This is a genomic window from Streptomyces abyssomicinicus, from assembly GCF_008974245.1.
GTDB lineage: Bacteria > Actinomycetota > Actinomycetes > Streptomycetales > Streptomycetaceae > Streptomyces > Streptomyces abyssomicinicus.
Genome location: NZ_BBZI01000006.1, coordinates 199,494 through 218,140 on the forward strand (window position 1 = coordinate 199,494; position 18,647 = coordinate 218,140).

General features: G+C 72.0%; 13 protein-coding genes. 5 read left to right on the forward strand and 8 right to left on the reverse strand.

All coding sequences use genetic code 11. From position 1 onward, the window contains the following. Positions 1–35: 35 nt before the first annotated feature. The 6 genes from GBN72_RS08405 to GBN72_RS08430 form a co-directional block, all read right to left on the reverse strand. Positions 36–449, reverse strand: a complete 414-nt coding sequence (locus GBN72_RS08405) for a roadblock/LC7 domain-containing protein (protein WP_108954969.1) — start codon at positions 447–449, stop codon at positions 36–38. A 10-nt stretch (positions 450–459) separates the two neighbouring features. Beyond that, positions 460–3,552 carry a nitrate- and nitrite sensing domain-containing protein gene (locus GBN72_RS08410; protein ID WP_151771085.1) on the reverse strand — a complete coding sequence of 1,031 codons (3,093 nt, stop codon included), beginning with the start codon at positions 3,550–3,552 and terminating at the stop codon, positions 460–462. A 429-nt stretch (positions 3,553–3,981) separates the two neighbouring features. Then, complete coding sequence (locus GBN72_RS08415; RefSeq protein ID WP_151771086.1) at positions 3,982–4,557, reverse strand: GTP-binding protein; 576 nt, start codon at positions 4,555–4,557, stop codon at positions 3,982–3,984. Further along, a complete protein-coding gene (locus GBN72_RS08420) occupies positions 4,538–4,930 on the reverse strand; it encodes a DUF742 domain-containing protein (protein WP_151771087.1) in 393 nt (130 codons plus the stop codon). The genes GBN72_RS08415 and GBN72_RS08420 overlap by 20 nt, the downstream gene beginning before the upstream one ends. Positions 4,931–5,037: 107 nt before the next feature. Then, complete coding sequence (locus GBN72_RS08425; protein ID WP_151771088.1) at positions 5,038–5,460, reverse strand: roadblock/LC7 domain-containing protein; 423 nt, start codon at positions 5,458–5,460, stop codon at positions 5,038–5,040. Further along, positions 5,461–9,177, reverse strand: a complete 3,717-nt coding sequence (locus tag GBN72_RS08430; RefSeq protein WP_164540505.1) for a sensor histidine kinase — start codon at positions 9,175–9,177, stop codon at positions 5,461–5,463. Between the two features lie 618 nt (positions 9,178–9,795). Here GBN72_RS08430 and GBN72_RS08435 point away from each other — a divergent pair. From GBN72_RS08435 to GBN72_RS08455, 5 genes are all read left to right on the forward strand, one after another. Continuing rightward, entirely contained in the window at positions 9,796–9,978 is a 183-nt protein-coding gene (locus GBN72_RS08435) for a hypothetical protein (RefSeq protein WP_151771089.1), read from the forward strand. Positions 9,979–10,097: 119 nt separating this feature from the next. After that, positions 10,098–10,874, forward strand: a complete 777-nt coding sequence (locus tag GBN72_RS08440; protein WP_151771090.1) for a fumarylacetoacetate hydrolase family protein — start codon at positions 10,098–10,100, stop codon at positions 10,872–10,874. Next, entirely contained in the window at positions 10,858–12,342 is a 1,485-nt protein-coding gene (gene gltX / locus GBN72_RS08445; protein WP_151771091.1) for a glutamate--tRNA ligase, read from the forward strand. The genes GBN72_RS08440 and gltX overlap by 17 nt, the downstream gene beginning before the upstream one ends. A 241-nt stretch (positions 12,343–12,583) precedes the next feature. After that, positions 12,584–13,063 carry a hypothetical protein gene (locus GBN72_RS08450; protein WP_151771092.1) on the forward strand — a complete coding sequence of 160 codons (480 nt, stop codon included), beginning with the start codon at positions 12,584–12,586 and terminating at the stop codon, positions 13,061–13,063. Between the two features lie 138 nt (positions 13,064–13,201). Then, on the forward strand, positions 13,202–14,338 hold the full coding sequence (locus GBN72_RS08455) for a serine hydrolase domain-containing protein (RefSeq protein ID WP_151771093.1): 1,137 nt from the start codon (positions 13,202–13,204) through the stop codon (positions 14,336–14,338). Between the two features lie 667 nt (positions 14,339–15,005). Here GBN72_RS08455 and GBN72_RS08460 read toward each other — a convergent pair. Both GBN72_RS08460 and cimA read right to left on the reverse strand, forming a co-directional pair. Then, positions 15,006–16,394: a hypothetical protein gene (locus GBN72_RS08460; RefSeq protein WP_369695879.1), complete on the reverse strand. Its 1,389-nt coding sequence runs from the start codon at positions 16,392–16,394 to the stop codon at positions 15,006–15,008. A 255-nt stretch (positions 16,395–16,649) separates the two neighbouring features. After that, the gene (gene cimA / locus GBN72_RS08465) at positions 16,650–18,263 is read right to left on the reverse strand and encodes a citramalate synthase (protein ID WP_151771094.1); all 1,614 of its coding nucleotides are present in this window, start codon (positions 18,261–18,263) and stop codon (positions 16,650–16,652) included. Positions 18,264–18,647: the final 384 nt, after the last annotated feature.

The following is an 18,647-nucleotide window of genomic DNA, read 5'->3' on the forward strand; positions in this document are numbered from 1 at the left end:
ACGGTCTCGGGACGCCAAGGCGCACGCGGTGTCTGCTAGTTGAGCAGGCTTCCCTGAAGCTCCGCACGAAGATCCGGCGTAAGTACCGTACCTGCACGGTCGACCAGAAGGGCCATCTCGTACCCCACGAGACCGATGTCCGCCTCGGGGTGGGCCAGCACGGCAAGTGATGAACCGTCCGAAATGGACATGATGAAGAGGAATCCCCGCTCCATCTCGACCACCGTCTGGTTCACATGGCCGCCCTCGAAGATCCGCGAGGCTCCCGCGGTCAGCGAGGTCAGACCCGAGGCGACCGCGGCCAGCTGGTCCGCGCGGTCACGCGGGAAGCCTTCCGACATCGCCAGAAGGAGGCCGTCGGCGGAGACCACCACGGTGTGGGAAACACCCGGGGTGTTGTCCACGAAATTGGTGATCAACCAGTTCAGGTTCTGCGCCGCCTGGCTCATCGGGCTCACACTAACGCTCCTGGTTGTAGGTGCTGTCAGGACCACGGAATTCGTTCCCGTCGGCCTGGCCGTTCGTTTCGTTGCCTGCGGTACGTCCGCGCTGGACGCCCCGCCGCAGGTTGCTCAGCCGGCCCCGTACTTCGTCGGGGTTGCGGGAGACCTGCGGGCCGCCCTGCGGGGTGGCCTCGGCGGTGCCCTCCACGAGGTTCGCCTTGGGTACCCGCTTCGGCAGACCGGAAGAGGTCACTCCGCCCGCCTTGGGCTTGCGGAGCTTGGAGGCGGACTCCCAGCGGCCGTCGTTGGCCGAACGCCAGTCGTCGCCCGCGGCAGCCGGTTCCTGGCCGTTGCCCTGACCGGCGGCGCCGCCGAATCCTCCGCGTCGCGGAAGTCCTGCTTCGGTGGTCGCCGGGCCCTGGCCGAAGCCTACGCCGTTCTGCATGCCCCCGTCAGGACCCTGCGGGGATTCCGCTTGCGCCCCGTAGCCCTCGGCGTAGTCGTTCTGGTAGCCCTGCTGCTGCTGCCAGTCGTCCTGGTAGGACTGCTCGCCGTAGTTCTGGTAACCGTCCTGGCCGCCACCCTGGTGCTGGCCCTGACCGGCTTCCGCATAGCCCTGCTCGGGGTAGCCGTTCACGGACCCGTCGGCGGCGTAGTACGACTCGTCGTACTGCTGCTGCTCCTGGTAGCCCTGCTGGTCGTAGCCGCCGTCCTGGTAGCCCTGACCGTCCTGGTAACCCTGGCCGTCCTGGTAGCCCTGGGCCTGGCCCTGGCTCTCGTCGTAGCCCTGGCCGTTGTCGTACTCCGGACGGCTCTGGGACTCCAGGGCGGCGCGGCGCCCCTCGCGGAGCATCTGGCGGCCGACCGGGTCGAGCTCGCGGACGTCCTCCGGCACCTGCTGGTAGCGGGTGTCGTCGAAGCCCAGCTCGGCGGCGGTCCGCAGCGGCGCCTGCTCGGGAGCCTGCTGGAGCTGCTGCTTCGGGATGATCTGGGAGACCGTGAACTCGTCGGCCGGCACGTCCTGGGCGACACCACCGTGGGTGATGTTGTCCGGGAGCATGACCAGCGAGGTGGTGCCGGCCTGCTCGCCCGAGGGGCGGAGCTGGACACGGATGCCGTGCCGGTCGGACAGGCGGCCGACCACGAAGAGGCCCATGTGCTGGGAGATCGCGGCGTCCACGGTCGGCGGGTTGGCCAGCTTGTGGTTGATGTCCGCGAAGTCCTCGGCGGTGAGGCCGATGCCCTTGTCGTGGATCTCGATCATCACGCGGCCGTCCGGCAGACGGGTCGCGGTGACGCGGACCTTGGTCTGCGGGGAGGAGAACGTGGTGGCGTTCTCCAGCAGCTCGGCGAGCAGGTGCACGAGGTCGGTCACGGCGCGGCCGTGGATCTCGGCCTCCGGGACGCCGGCCAGCTCGATGCGGTCGTACTGCTCCACCTCGGAGGAGGCGGCGCGCAGGATGTCGACCAGCGGGACCGGCTGGTCCCAGCGGCGGCCGGGCTCCTCGCCGGCGAGGACCAGGAGGTTCTCGCCGTTGCGGCGCATACGGGTGGCCAGGTGGTCCAGCTTGAAGAGGTTCTCCAGCTGGTCCGGGTCGGCCTCGTTGTTCTCCAGGTCGGTGATCAGGGTCAGCTGGCCCTCGATCAGCGACTGGTTGCGGCGCGACAGGTTGGTGAAGATCGCGTTGATATTGCCCCGGAGCAGGGCCTGCTCCGCGGCGAGCCGGACCGCCTCGCGGTGGACCTGGTCGAAGGCGCGCGCGACCTCGCCGATCTCGTCGGTGGTGCTGATCGGGATCGGGACCACGCGGGTGTCGACCCGGCCCGGGTCGGTGCGCGAGAGCTGGTCGACCAGCATCGGCAGGCGCTGCTCGGCGACGTCGAAGGCCGCGTTGCGCAGGTCGCGCATCGAGCGGCTCATCTGACGGGCGACGAGACCGGCCAGGACGAAGGCGGCGATGAGGGCGATGAGCACCGCTGCACCGGCGAGGAACGCGGCGGTCTTCGCGTCGTCGGCGACCTTCTGGGAGCCATCCACCGCGGCGTCGGCGAGGTCGGACTCGATCTTGCCGTAGGCCTCGAACTTCGGGTCGTTGACCTCCTGCCAGGTCTTGGCGTTGACGCCCATGGCCTCGAGCTGCGCCTTGCCCTCCACGGTGCCCGGGTTGAGCGCGAGGATCACCTTGATGATCTCGGTGGTGTCCGTCAGGTTCTTGTGGAACGGGGTCTCGGCCGCCGTCTTCTCGAAGCCGCGCTTCACCTCGACCATCTCGGCTTCGAGGCGGTCGGCGTCCTCCTGGCGGCCCGCTCCGGCGTACTCCTCCAGCGCGATGCGCTCGAGGTAGGCGTAGGAGGAGAGCGTGACCAGCTGGGACATCCGCTCGGCCTCGTCCTCGTCCGGCTTCACCAGGACGTGGGTGCCGATGGAACGCTGCAGCGACTGGGCGCCCTTGGTCAGCGACATCGCGTACGCGGTACGGCCGTAGGAGACGACGTTGCCCTCGTCGAGCGTGAGCTCGTTGGAGAAGTCCATGAGGGGGTGGATGACCTTGACGTACCCCTCCTCCGTCCTGGTGCCGGGCAGGCGCTTGGTGTAGGCGCCCTCGCGCAGCGCGGGGAGGAGCTTCTCGGCCTCGAGGAACAGGTCGCGGCGGCGCTCCAGGCCCTCCTTCTGCGGCAGTTCCTTCAGGACGGTCTTGAACTCCGCGGCCGCCTTGTCGGTGCGCGCGCGGGTCTCCTTGACGACCGGGTTGTCCTTGCCCTTGCCCTCCAGGAGGGGGGCGGCGCTCCGGTCGCGCTCCTCGGACAGCGCGTCGGCGTAGTCCAGGGCACTCCGGACGACGCGCGCGGTGGCCGCGGCGTCCTCGGCCTCCTGCCAGGTGTCGATCGACCCCTTGACCTCGACCGCGGCCAGAATGAGGCCGAGGACGACGGGTATGAGCATGATCGCGTTCAGACGCGTCCGCACGCGCCAGTTACGGGGCGAAAGACGTCCGCCGCCCGCTTCCGGCGCGGCGACCGGCTCGGAGCCGGGCAGCTCATCCGCCCGCGGGGGCGGCGTGAAGTTGCCCCGCGCCGACGGCTCGGGTCCGTTCTTGCTTCGCCTCACTCGACCAACAACCTCTCGGCGGTCGGCACCTTCGTCGTGCCGCGGTGTCTCTGGGCCCTTGTGACCAATGGGCAGTTCTGGCATTCCAGCACGCCGGTACGGACAGTTCCAAACGTCCGGACAGGACTCGATTCCGCGCGGAATCCGCCCCGCAAACAGGACATATGGACTGTCGCCCGGCAAAAGACGGGGTGTTTGTGCGCGCTGCGGCACCACGCGAACGCGCGCTGTCGCAGGACGTGGCACATATCTCTGTCGAAATGTTATGAACACGCGCCACCAGGTGGCCAAGGCCACAGAGGCCTGTTGAGGCACGTCATAACTGCTGTTCCGCGCGGCGCACTTGGGGGCTCGCGAGCGCCCCGGGTGCGCCGGACGGCGGAACCCGGCGGCGCCGGTGGGCGCGGCCGGGTTCCGGGTGCCGCCGGTCTAACGCAGTCGCGCCATCAGGGCGTGTTCCACGAGGTGGATCAGGGCGCCCTTGGCCTCGGCGCGGTGCCGGGCGTCGGTGGCGATGATCGGGGTGCCGGCGCTGATCTGCAGCGCCTCGCGGACCTCTTCCGGCTGGTAGGGCTGGTGCCCGTCGAAGTTGTTGAGCGCCACGACGAACGGCAGCCCGGAGTTCTCGAAGTAGTCGACCGCCGGGAAGCAGTCGGCGAGACGCCGGGTGTCCACCAGGACCACCGCGCCGATGGCGCCGCGGACCAGGTCGTCCCACATGAACCAGAACCGGTCCTGACCGGGGGTGCCGAACAGGTACAGGATCAGGTCCTGGTCGAGCGTGATGCGGCCGAAGTCCATGGCGACCGTGGTGGTGGTCTTCCCGGACGTGTGGCTGAGGTCGTCGATGCCCGCCGAGGCGGACGTCATGACGGCCTCCGTGCGCAGGGGGTCGATCTCGGAGACGGAGCTGACGAACGTGGTCTTGCCCACGCCGAAGCCACCCGCCACCACGATCTTCGCCGAGGTGGTCGCCCGGCTCCCGTCAGAGGTTGCGAAGTCCACTGAGCACCCTTTCGAGCAGTGTCACATCCGGTGCACCGCCGTTGTTCTCGTCGCCACCCGGCTGGTGGACGGCGACCATGCCCGCCTCGGCGAGGTCGGCGACGAGGATCCGTGCCACGCCCAGGGGCATGGACAGCAGTGCCGACACCTCGGCCACCGACTTCACCTCCCGGCAGAGGTGACAAATGCGCTGGTGCTCGGGGAGCAGCCCCTGCGTCTGTGCCGGATTCGCGGTCGTGCTGATCAGCGCCTCGATGGCGAGCTGGTAGCGCGGCCGGGTCCGGCCGCCGGTCATGGCATAGGGCCTGACCAGCGGCCCCTCTTCCCCGTACTGGTCTCTGTACGGATCGTGAGCGGCGGTTGGCGGGTTCATGCATCCTCCGGGCGGACAGCAAGTCGGATTGAAGTGCCGTAGGCCGGTGGGGGGTTGCTTTGCTGACGGCCGGACGGTGGGGGACGGTCACATGGCGCGGACAGGTCTCAGCGGAGAAGGCTGCCCTGTAGTTCTGCACGCAGGTCGGGCGTGAGCACGGCGCCGGCGCGGTCGACGAGGAGGGCCATCTCGTAGCCCACCAGGCCGATGTCGCACTCCGGGTGGGCCAGCACCGCGAGCGACGAGCCGTCCGAGATGGACATGATCAAGAGGAAACCGCGTTCCATCTCGACGACCGTCTGGTTCACATGGCCACCCTCGAAGATCCGCGAGGCTCCCGCGGTCAGCGAGGTGAGCCCCGACGCGACCGCGGCGAGCTGGTCGGCGCGGTCGCGCGGGAAGCCCTCGGACATCGCCAGGAGCAGACCGTCGGCGGAGACGACGACGGTGTGGGAGACCCCGGGCGTGTTGTCCACGAAGTTCGTGATCAACCAGTTCAGGTTCTGTGCAGCCTGGCTCATCGGGCTCAACTAGCGCTCCTGCTGGTGAGTGGGGTTCGGGAAGGAACCGGTCTGGCCGGAAGTGGCCTGCCGTCCCTGCGCGATGCCCCGGCGGAGATTGGTCAGCCGGCCCCGCACGGCGTCGGGCGCGCGGGAGACCTGCGGCCCTCCGGTGTGCTGGTTCTGCTGCGCCGTGCCCGGGACGAGGTTCGCCTTGGGCACCCGCTTGGGCAGGCCGGACGTGGTGACGCCGCCCGCGCTGGGCTTGCGGGCGCGCTCAGCCTGGCGGGACAGCTCGTCGTTGGGCGAGCTGCGCCAGGGTGCGGCGGACGGCCGCTGGGGCGCGGCCCCGGCACCGGGCCGCTGCTGCGTGGGCTGCTGCTGACCCGCCTGCTGCGGCCGGCCCTGCGGGGCCTGCTGCGGCTGCTGCGGGCGCCGGGCCTGCCCGGGCGCCTGCTGCTGCGGGCCGGGGCGGCCGGCCTGCGGCTGCTGGCGGTGCTGCTGCGGCTGCCCGCCCTGCGGGGCCTGCTGGCCCGGCTGGCCCTGCTGCTGGCCGGCCTGCTGCTGACCGCGGAACCAGTTGGTCTCCAGCGAGTCGAACAGCGGGGTGCCGCCGTCGGCACGGCCGTTGACCGGCGGCAGGTCGCCCTGTGCGGGCTGCTGCTGCGCGGCGTAACCGCCGTACTGCGGCTGCTGGCCCGTCTGCGGCTGGGCGAACTGACCGGTGCTCGTGGGGTCCTGGGCCTGGTACTGGCCCGGGACCGGGAACTGGCCGGTCGACGACGGGTCCTGCGGGTTGCCGTAGCCCTGCTGCGGGTACTGGCCGCCGGCACCGCCGTACTGCGGGGCCTGCGGCGGCTGCGGGGCCTGCGGACGGCCGCCCTGCTGGGGGTGCTGCCGGCCCGCCGCCGGAGGCTGCTGCTGCGGGGCGGGGGCGTCGAAGTCCGGGCGGGGGAACTGGGCCGTGGAGCCCGCCCCGTGGTCCTCGACGCGCGGCATCTGCGCGGTCTGGCCGAAGTCGTCGTGGCCGCGCGGCGTGTCGGGCCGCTGGGCGGGACCGCCCGGCAGCTCGGGGCGCTGGGCGCCGGGAGGCGGCAGCTGGGGCTGACGCTGGCCGGGCTGGCCGCCCTGCGGCGGGTTCGGCCGGCCCGCGCCGGGGCCCTGCGCCATGCCCTGGCCCGTCCCCGGACCCTGGCCCATGCCCTGCTGGGCGGAGTGCGGGGTGGAGGCGGAACGCTGCGCCGGGACGGATCCGCGGCCCTGCTGCGGTGCGGGGCCGGACGGGAAGCCGCCCTGCGGGGCCTGTCCGGCCGGGGCCTGCGCGGCGGGACCGCCGAAGCCGGCGCCCGCACCGGCACGGCCCTGACCGGGACCGCCGGCGGGCGCGCCGCCCGGACCGCCCTGGTTGCCGGGACCGCCCTGGCCGAAGCCGCCGGGACCGCCCTGGTTGCCGAAGCCGCCGGGACCGCCCTGACCGAAGGCGCCCTGGCCGCCGAAGCCGCCGGAGCCGGAGTCACGGCCGGGCAGCGCCGGACGGGCCGACTGTCCCGCGCCGATCGCCGCGCCGGTGCTGCGGCGGGCCGCCGCGGCGCCGGCCGCGGCCGCGGCGACACCGCCGCCGCCCTGGCCGCCCTTGCCGACGGGTGCCTTCTTGTCGCCCTGCGCGACGTCCACCGGGAGCATGACCAGCGCGGTGGTGCCGCCGGAGTCCGAGGGGCGCAGCTGGATGCGGATGCCGTGGCGCTGCGAGAGGCGGCCGACCACGAACAGACCCATGCGCCGGGAGACCGAGACGTCCACGGTGGGCGGCGCCGCGAGGCGCTCGTTGATCGCGGAGAGGTCCTCCGGCGAGAGGCCGATGCCGGTGTCGTGGATCTCGATCAGCGCACGGCCGTCGGGCAGCGCGTGACCGGTGACCCGGACCTTGGTCTGCGGGGAGGAGAACGAGGTGGCGTTCTCCAGCAGCTCGGCGAGCAGGTGCACGAGGTCGTTGACGACGCGGCCGGCGATCTCGGTCTTGGGGACCGTGGCCAGCTCGATGCGCTCGTACTGCTCCACCTCGGAGGCCGCGGCGCGGAGCACGTCGACCAGCGGGACCGGGCGGGTCCAGCGGCGGCCGGGCTCCTCGCCCGCGAGGACGAGGAGGTTCTCGCCGTTACGGCGCATGCGGGTGGCGAGGTGGTCCAGCTTGAAGAGCGAGGACAGCTGGTCCGGGTCGGCCTCGCGGGACTCCAGTTCGGAGATCAGGGTCAGCTGGCGCTGGATGAGGCCCTGCGAGCGGCGCGAGAGGTTGGTGAACATCGCGTTGACGTTGCCTCGCAGGAGGGCCTGCTCGGCGGCGAGGCGGACCGCCTCGCGGTGCACGTCGTCGAAGGCCGCGGCCACCTGGCCGATCTCGTCGCGGGAGTGCACACCGACCGACTCGACGGTGGTGTCGACGTCCTGCGGGTCCGACTCGGAGAGCTGCTTGACCAGCTCGGGCAGGCGGTCCTTGGCGACCTTGGTCGCGGTGTCCTGCAGGCGGCGCAGCGAGCGGATCATGGAGCGGGCCACCACGAAGGCGCCGACCAGGGACACGCCGAGCACGAGGAGGATCAGGACACCGGAGATCAGCGCCTCGCGCTGTGCCTCGTCCTGGAGCTCGCGGGCCTTCTGCTCCATCTCCTCCAGGAGCGTGTGCTCGATGCTCCCCATCGACTCGATCTTCGTCGAGGCGTCGTCGACCCAGTCCTGGTAGGACTGCTTGCCCACGTTGCGGCTGCCGTTGGGGCTGAGCACCGTGTTCGAGTACTTGTCGGCGACCTCGATCACGCTGTTGTTCTCGAGCGGCTCGAGCATCTTCTGGCGGCCGGAGCCGTAGATGGTCTCGAAGGCGTCGAGTTCGCTCTTCTCGCCCTCGCGGGCGGCCTCGCCGTAGAGGCGGTCGTTCTCGGAGATGTCCGCGAAGGACGAGGCGTCCTTGGGCAGCGAGGCGGCGATGACCGCGCGCTGCATGGACGCGTACTCCTTGGCCGAGGAGAAGGCGGCCAGGGCACGGGTGTGCTGGATCATCTCCGGGTTGCTGGTGGCCTCGGCCATGTCCGTGGACAGTTCGAGCAGCTGGGTGATGAGCCGGTGGTAGGACTCGACGGTCTGGGTCGAGTTGTCCTTGGCGTCGTAGGCGTTCTCGCGGAGCTTGTCGAGTCCGCGCAGCTCGACGATGAGGCCGACGAGGCTGTCGCGGACGCCCTGGAGGTCGCCCTCGCCGAGGTTGTCGTCGACGGTCTCGGTGTCCTTGAGGAACTGGTCCTTGGCCTTGTCCGTCTTCTCCCGCGGCGTCCTGACCTTGTAGTCGGAGTCCTTGGCGCCGTGGGCCAGCGGGCCGGCGGTGACGTCGCGCTCCTCCTGGAGCGCGTTGGCCAGCTCGGTGGCCTGCTTGGTCATCTCGGTGAGCAGCTGCATGTTCTCCAGCTGCTGCATGTCCTCGAGCGAGTCGCTGATCCGCAGCCCGCCCAGGGTGGTCGCGGCGACCACGGGCAGGGCCAGCAGCGACACCAGTCGGGTGGAGATGCGCCAGTTGCGCAGGGCTATGCGGGCGCCCGGGCCCGTGGACCCGCTGCCGGCCGGCTTCAGCACGGGGGCCGCCGGCTCGGCGGCCTGCCCCTGGCCCGGGGGCTGGGCGTGCTGGGGCGAGGCACCGCGTGCGGTCCCGTTGTGTGGCTCCGGCTCCGCCGAAGCGCTGCCATCCCTCTTGAAACGTCCCTGCACTAGCGTCGCAACCTCTGGACCAGGCGTCCCCCCGGAGAGGAAGGGACGGTGTCGGCGTGTGAGGGGCGCGTTCGGGCTGCGCCCCCGTTGTCGGTCGTCAAGTGACCTTCGTGGTCGTGGTGGACCGGCGTTTCTTCCCCCTCCTGTCCACCGCCCGGGACGGTTCTCGCACCGGAGCGTCGACTGGATCCCACGACGGTCCGTGGAATTCCAGCACAGTGGCCGATCCTCAACAAGGCCCGTAGGGCAGCCCGTGACCCAGATGACACCGCGTGAGTGAGCTGTCACCGCATGTCGAGGCTCATCCCTGACAAACCGGACGTTCACCCAGGATCCGGCAGTCCCCGCCCGGTGTCCCAGTCGCCATGATCAGGAGCGGAATGACGACTTTCACTTACTTATGTCCGCTATCGAACAGAGTCCGCTTTCACCCGTTACGCCCCGAATGGCGAGCTGGAGAGTGAGGAAAATCACTGAGGATTCACCGACCCTTCACGGCTTGGGCGGGGAATCGCACGTTTAGTCTGACGTTTTAGCCTGACCCTTTACAGGAACCGTCGGCGTGCCGTCGACGGCAGCTCCCCAGCAGCATCCGCCACCAGAGGGGTCCGATCGACAGTGAAGACGAACATGAGCTCTCGCATCACCGCCAACCCGCGCCGCACCACCCTGGCGCACCTGGAAGACGCCGCGCACCTGCTCGGCGAGGAGCGGGAGCACTCCGTCGAACTGCCGGCGCAGACCGCCAACCCCCGGCGCACGGTGCTCAACGAGATCCCGGTCCGCGCCGTCGCGGAGTGAGCCGGGGCCCCTCCGCCCGGCCGGGCCGTCCGGGCGGCGCGCCACCCGGGCCTCCTCCGCCGCGTTAGCCTGGAGCGTCAGACTCCGGCCGGCAGCTCAGTGAGGGGCATCAGAATCCCGTGCGCATCGCCAGATTCTCCATCGACGGGAACGTCGCCTTCGGCGCGGTCGAGGGCGACAAGCAGGACGAACTCGTCCTCGACATCATCAAGGGCATCCCGTTCGCGGAGTTCGAGCTCTCCGGCACCAAGGTCCCGCTGAGCAAGGTCCGGCTGCTGCCGCCCGTGCTGCCCAGCAAGGTCGTCGCCTTCGGCCGCAACTACGCGGACCACGCGGCGGAGATGGGCTCCCGGGCGGCCGAGGACCCGTTCGCCTTCTTCAAGCCGTCGACCTCGGTGATCGGCTCCGGCGACGTCATCCAGTACCCCTCCTTCACCGAGGAGCTCCACCACGAGGCGGAGCTGGCCGTGGTGATCGGGCGGATGTGCCGCGAGGTGCCGCGGGAGCGCGTCAAGGACGTGATCCTCGGCTACACCTGCGCCAACGACGTCACCGCCCGCGACGTGCAGCGCCGTGAGCAGCAGTGGGCGCGCGCCAAGGGCTTCGACTCCTCCTGCCCGCTCGGCCCCTGGATCGAGACCGACGTCGACCCCGCCGACCTCACGGTCCAGTGCACGGTCAACGGTCAGCAGCGTCAGCTGGGCAGCACCGCGCAGATGGTGAACCCGGTCGAGGACCTGATCGTCAACATCTCGGCGGCGATGACGCTGCTCCCCGGCGACGTGATCCTCACCGGGACCCCGGCGGGCGTCGGCCCGCTCCAGGACGGCGACGAGGTCGCCGTCACCATCGAAGGCATCGGCACTCTCACCAACAAGGTTGTCAAGCGTGGCTAGCGCACCCGTCCGTGTTCGTTTCTGCCCCTCCCCCACCGGTAACCCCCACGTGGGCCTGGTGCGCACCGCCCTGTTCAACTGGGCGTACGCCCGGCGCCACCAGGGCACCCTGGTCTTCCGCATCGAGGACACCGACGCGGCCCGCGACTCGGAGGAGTCGTACCAGCAGCTCCTGGACGCGATGCGCTGGCTGGGCTTCGACTGGGACGAGGGCCCCGAGGTCGGCGGCCCGCACGCGCCGTACCGGCAGTCCGAGCGGATGGACATCTACCGCGACGTCGCGCAGAAGCTGCTGGACGGCGGTCACGCCTACCACTGCTACTGCTCCACCGAGGAGCTCGACGAGCGCCGCGAGGCCGCCCGCGCGGCCGGCCGCCCGTCCGGCTACGACGGCCACTGCCGCGAGCTGACCGCCGAGCAGGTCGCGGCCTACGAGGCCGAGGGCCGCAGGCCGATCGTGCGCTTCCGGATGCCGGACACCCCGATCACCTTCGACGACCTGGTCCGCGGCGAGCTGACCTTCACCCCGGAGAACGTTCCGGACTACGGCATCGTCCGGGCCAACGGCGCCCCGCTGTACACCCTGGTGAACCCGGTCGACGACGCGCTGATGGAGATCACCCACGTCCTGCGCGGCGAGGACCTGCTCTCCTCCACCCCGCGGCAGATCGCGCTCTACGGCGCGCTGATCGAGCTGGGCGTCGCCAAGGCCGTCCCCGCCTTCGGCCACCTGCCGTACGTGATGGGCGAGGGCAACAAGAAGCTCTCCAAGCGCGACCCGCAGGCCTCGCTGAACCTCTACCGGGAGCAGGGCTTCCTGCCCGAGGGCCTGCTCAACTACCTCTCGCTGCTGGGCTGGTCCCTCTCCGCCGACCGTGACGTCTTCTCCATCGAGGAGATGGTCGCCGCGTTCGACCTGAAGGACGTCAACCCGAACCCGGCGCGCTTCGACCTGAAGAAGTGCGAGGCGATCAACGGCGACCACATCCGGATGCTCGACCCGAAGGAGTTCGCGGCCCGGTGCGAGCCGTGGCTGCGGGCGCCGTTCGCGCCGTGGGCGCCGGAGGACTTCGACGAGGCCAAGTGGGCGGCGATCGCGCCGCACGCGCAGACCCGTCTGCGGATGCTCGCCGAGATCACCGCGAACGTCGACTTCCTCTTCCTGCCGGAGCCGGTCTTCGACGAGGCGTCCTGGAGCAAGGCGATGAAGGAGGGCTCGGACGCGCTGCTGCGCACGGCGCGCGAGAAGCTGGAGGCCGCCGACTGGTCCTCCGCGGAGTCCCTGAAGGAGGCCGTCCTGGCCGCCGGCGAGGCCCACGGGCTCAAGCTCGGCAAGGCCCAGGCCCCGGTCCGGGTCGCCGTCACCGGCCGCACTGTGGGCCTGCCGCTCTTCGAGTCGCTCGAGGTCCTGGGCAAGGAGAAGACGCTGGCCCGCGTCGACGCCGCGCTGGCGAGGCTGGCGGCGTAGCGTCCGGCCCGGCGTGGGCGCAGGAGCGGGGTGGTGTCCGGTGGCCCGGGTACCACCCCGCTCCCGTGTCCGCTCCCGTGTCCGCCTTCCTCGACCGGTTGGCCCGCGGCGAGGGGCGTACCCGCTCCCGCCGCTCTTTCCGGGGCACCTTCGCCACGGCGGTGTGGCCGGTTCGAGATCGAGAGGTGACCGTTCCGCCGTGCGGACGCCCGACCCTGGACAGTGATGCGAGGGGGGCTCGATGAGACGTGGCCGGCTGGTCGCCGCGGTGTGCACGGTGCTGGCTCTGGGCGCGACGAACGGCTGCTCTCCCCCTTTGTTGCCGCTGGTGGCGGTGCTCGAGCTGCCGACCGGGGGGCCCGCGGCGGTCCTCCGGCCGTGCGAGCGTGACCAGGACCACTCCATGACCGTGGAGCTGCGCGACCAGGGCTGGGACGGCTGGCAGGCCCGCACGCGGAAGGCCGGGAGCGCGGTGTTCCGGCTTTTCTCGCCGCCCGACTCCTGGCAGGTCACCCGCACCGGCGAGCAGCGGCTGGTCCCCGGGGGTTCGTACGACCTCGAGTTCGCCGTGGAGTCCAGCGGCGGCTTCGTCGACCACCGCGGATTCCTCTACTCCTTCAGCACCGCCGACCTCGCCTCGCTCCGCCCCGGTGAGGTCCTGACCGGCCAGGGAACGATGACGCGGGAGGAGTTCCTGGAGCAGGCGCTCGATCACTGCTGACCATGGAACGGGTCGCAGGTGTGTGCGTGTGCACTGAATCTTGTTCCGCGCGTTCCCTGGTGGGGCGGGGCCCTTCTAGGGTGCTGGTCAGGCGGTGCGGACGGTCGGGTCCGGCCGGGAGGGACAGGGGGCGCGGCGGTGGCCGGACTCAACGGGTATGTGGACGAGCGCTTCGCGGCGGTGCGGGAGGCCGCGGAGGCGAACCTGGCGGTCGGCGCGGAGACCGGGCTGTCGGTGTACCTGGACATCGACGGGGAGCGGGTGATCGACCTGTGGGGCGGGCACGCCGACGCGGCGCGGACCCGGCCCTGGGAGCGGGACACGGTCGTCAACGTGTGGTCCACGACCAAGACGGTGGCCTCGCTCGCCGCGTTGATGCTGGTGGACCGCGGGGAGCTGGACGTCGACGCCCCGGTGGCCAAGTACTGGCCGGAGTTCGCCACCGACGGCAAGGAGGGGGTGCTGGTCCGGCACGTGCTGAGCCACACCTCCGGGGTGTCCGGCTGGGCCGCGCCGTTCGACGTGGCGGACCTCTTCGACTGGGAGCGCTCGACGGCCCACCTGGCCGCGCAGGCCCCGTGGTGGACGCCGGGCGAGGGGTCCGGGTACCACCTGCTCAACTTCGGGCATCTGGTCGGCGAGGTGGTGCGGCGGGTCAGCGGGAAGCCGTTGAAGCGGTTCGTGGACGAGGAGATCTCGGGCCCGCTGGGCGCGGACTTCCGGATCGGCGCGCGGGAGGCGGACTGGGGGCGCTGCGCGGAGATCGTCCCTCCGCCGCCGATGCAGATCGACCCGGGCGCCGTCGACCCGCGGAGCGTGCTGGCGAAGACGCTGATGGGGGCGCCGCTGCGGGCGGAGATCGCGAACACTCCCCAGTGGCGGCTCGCCGACATCGGCGGGGCCAACGGCCACGGCAACGCGGCCTCGATCGCGCGGATCCTCTCCGTGGTCTCGCGCGGGGGCGAGGTGGACGGGGTGCGGCTGCTGTCGCCCGAGACCATCGAGCTGATCTTCCGCGAGCAGGCTCACGGAGTCGACCAGGTGCTGGCGATCCCCCTGCGGTGGGGCATCGGGTACGCGCTGCCGGAGCCGGCGGGAGTGCCGTTCATCCCCGAGGGGCGGATCTGCTTCTGGGGCGGCTGGGGCGGTTCGCAGATCGTGATGGACCTGGAGCGGCGGATGACCTTCTGCTACGTGATGAACGAGATGAAGGCGGGGCTGGTGGGGTCCGAGACGGGGGCGCAGTACCTGAACGCGGTGTACGCGGCGGTGTGACCCACCCGGCCGGCCGCTCCTCGGCGCCCCGGGGGCGACCGGCCCCGGCGGGAGCGGCACGGCCGGGACCGGCAGCCACGCACGGCGCGCAACGCGGCGGTCCCGGCGGGGACCCGCCCCACGGAACACGGCCGTCCCGGCAGGCACGGAGCGCCTGGCGCCCCGGAGCGGGGGTGACTGAGCCGGTACGCCGGACCGGGGGTGGCCGTACCGGGGACGCCGGAGCGAGGATGCCGGGCCGGGCCGCGCCAGAGCAGAGGCAGCGCAGCCGGAGACGCCTGGCCAGGCGCGCCGCAGCGCCGGTGACCGGGCCAGAGACACCGGAGCCAAGACACCGGGCCGGGCCACGCCACAGCAGAGGCAGCGCAGCCGGAGACGCCTGGCCAAGCGCGCCGCAGCGCCGGTGACCGGGCCAGAGACACCGGAGCCAAGACACCGGGCCAGGCCACGCCAGAGCAAGCGCGGGGGTGACGGAGCCGGGACGCCGGGGCGGGGGTGGCCGAGCCTGGGACGCCGGAGCGAGGATGCCGGGCCGGGCGCGCCACGGCGGAGGCAGAGACGCCGGAGCGGCGGTGGCCGGGCCGGAGCGAGGATGCCGGGCCAGGTGCGCCGCAGCCGAGGTGGCGGAGCCGGGGACGCCCGGGTCGGGCGCGCCGGGCCGGGTGGGTCAGAAGCCGCCGCCGAAGTCGCCGCCTCCGCCGAAGTCACCGCCGCCGCCGAACCCGCCTCCGAAGTCACCGGAGTTGAAGTCGCCGCCGCTGAAGTCGCCGCCTTCGTGGCCGCCGGCGTACCCGTCCCCCCAGCCCGCCCCGTACGCGGGGCCGGCCATCATGCCGCCGAGCATGGTGCCCATCAGCAGCCCCGGCAGCAGCGCTCCGCCGAAGTAGCCGCCGGCCCACGGGCCGTAGGCGGGGCCCGCGTCCCAGTAGGGGCGGCGGTTGCCGTACCCGGTGTCGACCTCACGGATCATCGGCTCCAGCCCGTCCGCGAGCCGCGCCTGGTCGGCGGCGCAGACCGGCACCTCGCGGGCCGTGCCGCCGGGCGGCGTCCACCGGGCGTCGGCCACCGAGGGCCCGTGCCGGGGGTCGAAGAAGCAGGGGGCGCGCCGCTCCGGCAGCGGCCGGCCCTCCCGCCGCGCGGCCAGCACGGAGAGTGCGAACCGGCCGTCCTCCAGCGTCTCGGTGACGCCCTTGACGTCGTCCGGCCGCTTGGCGGCCGCCATCTTCCGCTTGGCGTCCTCGTAGCTGTCCAGGGCCCGCGCGTAGTCCGCGCGCATCGCGTCGTCGGCTCCGGGCTCGGCCGGGTGGAAGTCCAGCCGGTCCAGTTCCTCGCCGTACGCGGTGATGTCCTCGTCGACGACGACCCTCAGCCGCTCCAGCGACTCCTTCTGCGCGGCCTCGGTCCGGCGGCGGCCCCGGCGGGACACCACCAGCGCGCTGCCGCCGACCGCCGCGGCGAGCGCGCCGACGGTCACCAGGGCGCCCACGCCGTTGGCCTCGCCTGCCGTCCGGCCGGCGGGCGCCGAGCCGCTCATGGTGGCGACGGCCCGGTCGGTGAAGTCGTTCAGCTGCTGCGCGGCCGGCTCTCCGTCCACGCTGCGGGCCAGGTTGCTCACGGCCTGGCGGGACATCACCGACGAGTCCGCCCGGGCGTCGAAGCGGTCGCCCAGGCGTATGCCGTAGACACCGGTGACGCCGGTCGCGGCGCGCAGGTCTCCGAAGATGTTGTCGGTCGGGTAGTCGGCCGGCAGGACGATCAGGAAGATCGGACGGCCGGACTCCTCGATCTGGTCGGTGAGCGCGTTCGCGTCGGCCCGCGAGAGCTGGTCGGACGCCTCGGGGTCGACGTAGACGGGGTTCTCCCGCAGCCGTTCGGCTATGTCGGATATCGGGGCGGCGGCCGGTGCGACGCTGAACTCCGCCGCGGCCACTGTCCCGGTGGGCGCGGCGGAGGCGAGGGGCACGCCGGTCACCAGGGTGGCCGACGTAGTGAGCAGCGTCGCCGCCACGAGGGAGGCCGGTCGCCCGAGGCGCCGGCGGGTCGGGGTGCCCTTCATACGTTCGAAGGTACGCCTCATGGCCCGAAAGGGTGAAATAGGTCACCCGAGGCCATAATGGGCACCCTCCCCGCGTGCACCGCGGGCCTCGGTCGCCGACGCGAGGGCCCGACGCGGGACCGGAGGGACCGACGGCGGGGTGCCGGACGGAGCGGCGGCCGGGTGCCGGACGAAGCGGCGGCGGAGGTCCTGCGCGGGCCCGCCCGGGTCCGCGCAGGACCTCGCCCCCGCCGCCCGTCCGGCGGCGGACCGCGCCTACGCGGGTGCGACCCCGGCGCGCAGCAGCCCGTAGGTGTAGGCGTCGGCGAGCGCCTGCCAGGAGGCGGCGATGACGTTGTCGGCGACCCCGACGGTGGACCACTCGGCGCGGCCGTCGGAGGTGGAGATCAGCACGCGCGTGGTGGAGTCGGTGCCGGAGCGGCCCTCGAGGATGCGGACCTTGTAGTCCACCAGGCCGATCTTGGCCAGCTCGGGGTAGATCCGCTCCAGGCCCGCGCGCAGCGCCCGGTCCAGCGCGTTGACCGGGCCGTTGCCCTCGCCGGCCGCGTGGATGGTCTCCCCCTTGGCGCGCAGCTTCACGGTGGCCTCGTTGGCGTGGCTGCCGTCGGGGCGGTCCTCGGTGATCGCGCGCCAGGACTCCACCTCGAAGTAGACCGGGGCGGTGCCGGCCTCGGCGCGCAGCAGCAGCTCGAAGCTGGCGTCGGCGGCCTCGTAGGTGTAGCCCTTGAGCTCCCGCTCCTTGACCCGCTCGACGACCCGGCCGACCAGCTCCCGGTCGCCGCCGAGGTCGATGCCGAGTTCCTTGCCCTTGAGCTCGACGGAGGCCCGGCCCGCCATGTCGGAGACGAGCATCCGCATGGTGTTGCCGACCTGCTCGGGGTCGATGTGCTGGTACAGGTCGGGGTCGACCTTGATGGCGGAGGCGTGCAGCCCGGCCTTGTGGGCGAAGGCGGAGACGCCGACGTAGGGCTGGTGGGTGGAGGGGGTGAGGTTGACGACCTCGGCGATGGCGTGGGAGATCCGGGTCATCTCACGGAGCTTGCCCTCGGGCAGGACCCGCTTGCCGTACTTGATCTCCAGCGCGGCGACGACCGGGAACAGGTTGGCGTTGCCGACCCGCTCGCCGTAGCCGTTGGCGGTGCACTGGACGTGGGTGGCGCCGGCGTCCACGGCCGCGAGGGTGTTGGCGACGGCGCAGCCGGTGTCGTCCTGGGCGTGGATGCCGAGGCGGGCGTCGCCCTTGTCGGTGCGCACGGCGGCGAGGACGGTGGAGACCACCGAGTGGATCTGGGCGGGGAGCAGGCCGCCGTTGGTGTCGCACAGGACGACCACGTCGGCGCCGGCCTCCGCGGCGGTGCGGACCACGGCCGTGGCGTACTCGGGGTTGGCCCGGTAGCCGTCGAAGAAGTGCTCGCAGTCGACGAAGACCCGGCGGCCGGCCGCCCGGAGGTGGGCGACGGTGTCGCGGACCATCTCGAGGTTCTCGTCCAGGGTGGTGCGCAGGGCCAGTTCCACGTGGCGGTCGTGGGCCTTGGCGACCAGGGTGATCACGTCCGCGCCGGAGTCCAGGAGCGCCTTGACCTGGGGGTCGTCCGCCGCCGATCCGCCGGCCCGGCGCGTCGCGCCGAAGGCGACCAGCTGGGCGTGGCGGAAGTCGATCTCCTCACGGGCGCGGGCGAAGAACTCGGTGTCGCGCGGGTTGGCACCGGGCCAGCCGCCCTCGATGAACCCCACGCCGAACTCGTCCAGGTGGCGCGCGATGGCCAGCTTGTCGGAGACGGTGAGGTTGATGCCCTCCCGCTGGGCGCCGTCGCGCAGCGTGGTGTCGAAGACGTGGAAGGCGTCGTCGGGTCGGCTGGTTTCCGTCATGGCAGGAACTCCTGAACTGGTCGTCTCGGTCGGACCGGAAGAACCGGCGCCACCGCCCTCGAATGCCGCACGCCCTCCGTTTCGGCCGCGGGTGGGGCCGAAACAAAGAAAACCCCTCGCGGGTGCGAGAGGTCTGCGCGCGGGTCGACGACGAGGGTGACCACGCGTACGGGGTACGTACGGGCGGTCACTGCGGACCGGCGCGCCTGCTGCCGATAATCATGGCGAACGAGGGCACGGCGTCAGTCTGGCACAGACGCCCCACGACCGGCCGGGTGTCTCAGGATACGGGCGAACCGTCCCACGCCGGGGCGTTCGCCCCGGATGACGACGACGGCCCCGGGGAGTGCGGGACACTCCCCGGGGCCGTCGTCGTCATCCGGG

Excerpts from the sequence above, each read along its gene's own strand:
- GBN72_RS08405 (WP_108954969.1), bottom strand. The coding sequence starts at position 449 with ATGAGCCAGGCGGCGCAGAACCTGAACTGGTTGATCACCAATTTCGTG.
- GBN72_RS08460 (WP_369695879.1), bottom strand. The coding sequence starts at position 16,394 with ATGAAGGGCACCCCGACCCGCCGGCGCCTCGGGCGACCGGCCTCCCTC.
- GBN72_RS08420 (WP_151771087.1), bottom strand. The coding sequence starts at position 4,930 with ATGAACCCGCCAACCGCCGCTCACGATCCGTACAGAGACCAGTACGGG.
- GBN72_RS08450 (WP_151771092.1), top strand. The coding sequence starts at position 12,584 with ATGAGACGTGGCCGGCTGGTCGCCGCGGTGTGCACGGTGCTGGCTCTG.
- cimA (WP_151771094.1), bottom strand. The coding sequence starts at position 18,263 with ATGACGGAAACCAGCCGACCCGACGACGCCTTCCACGTCTTCGACACC.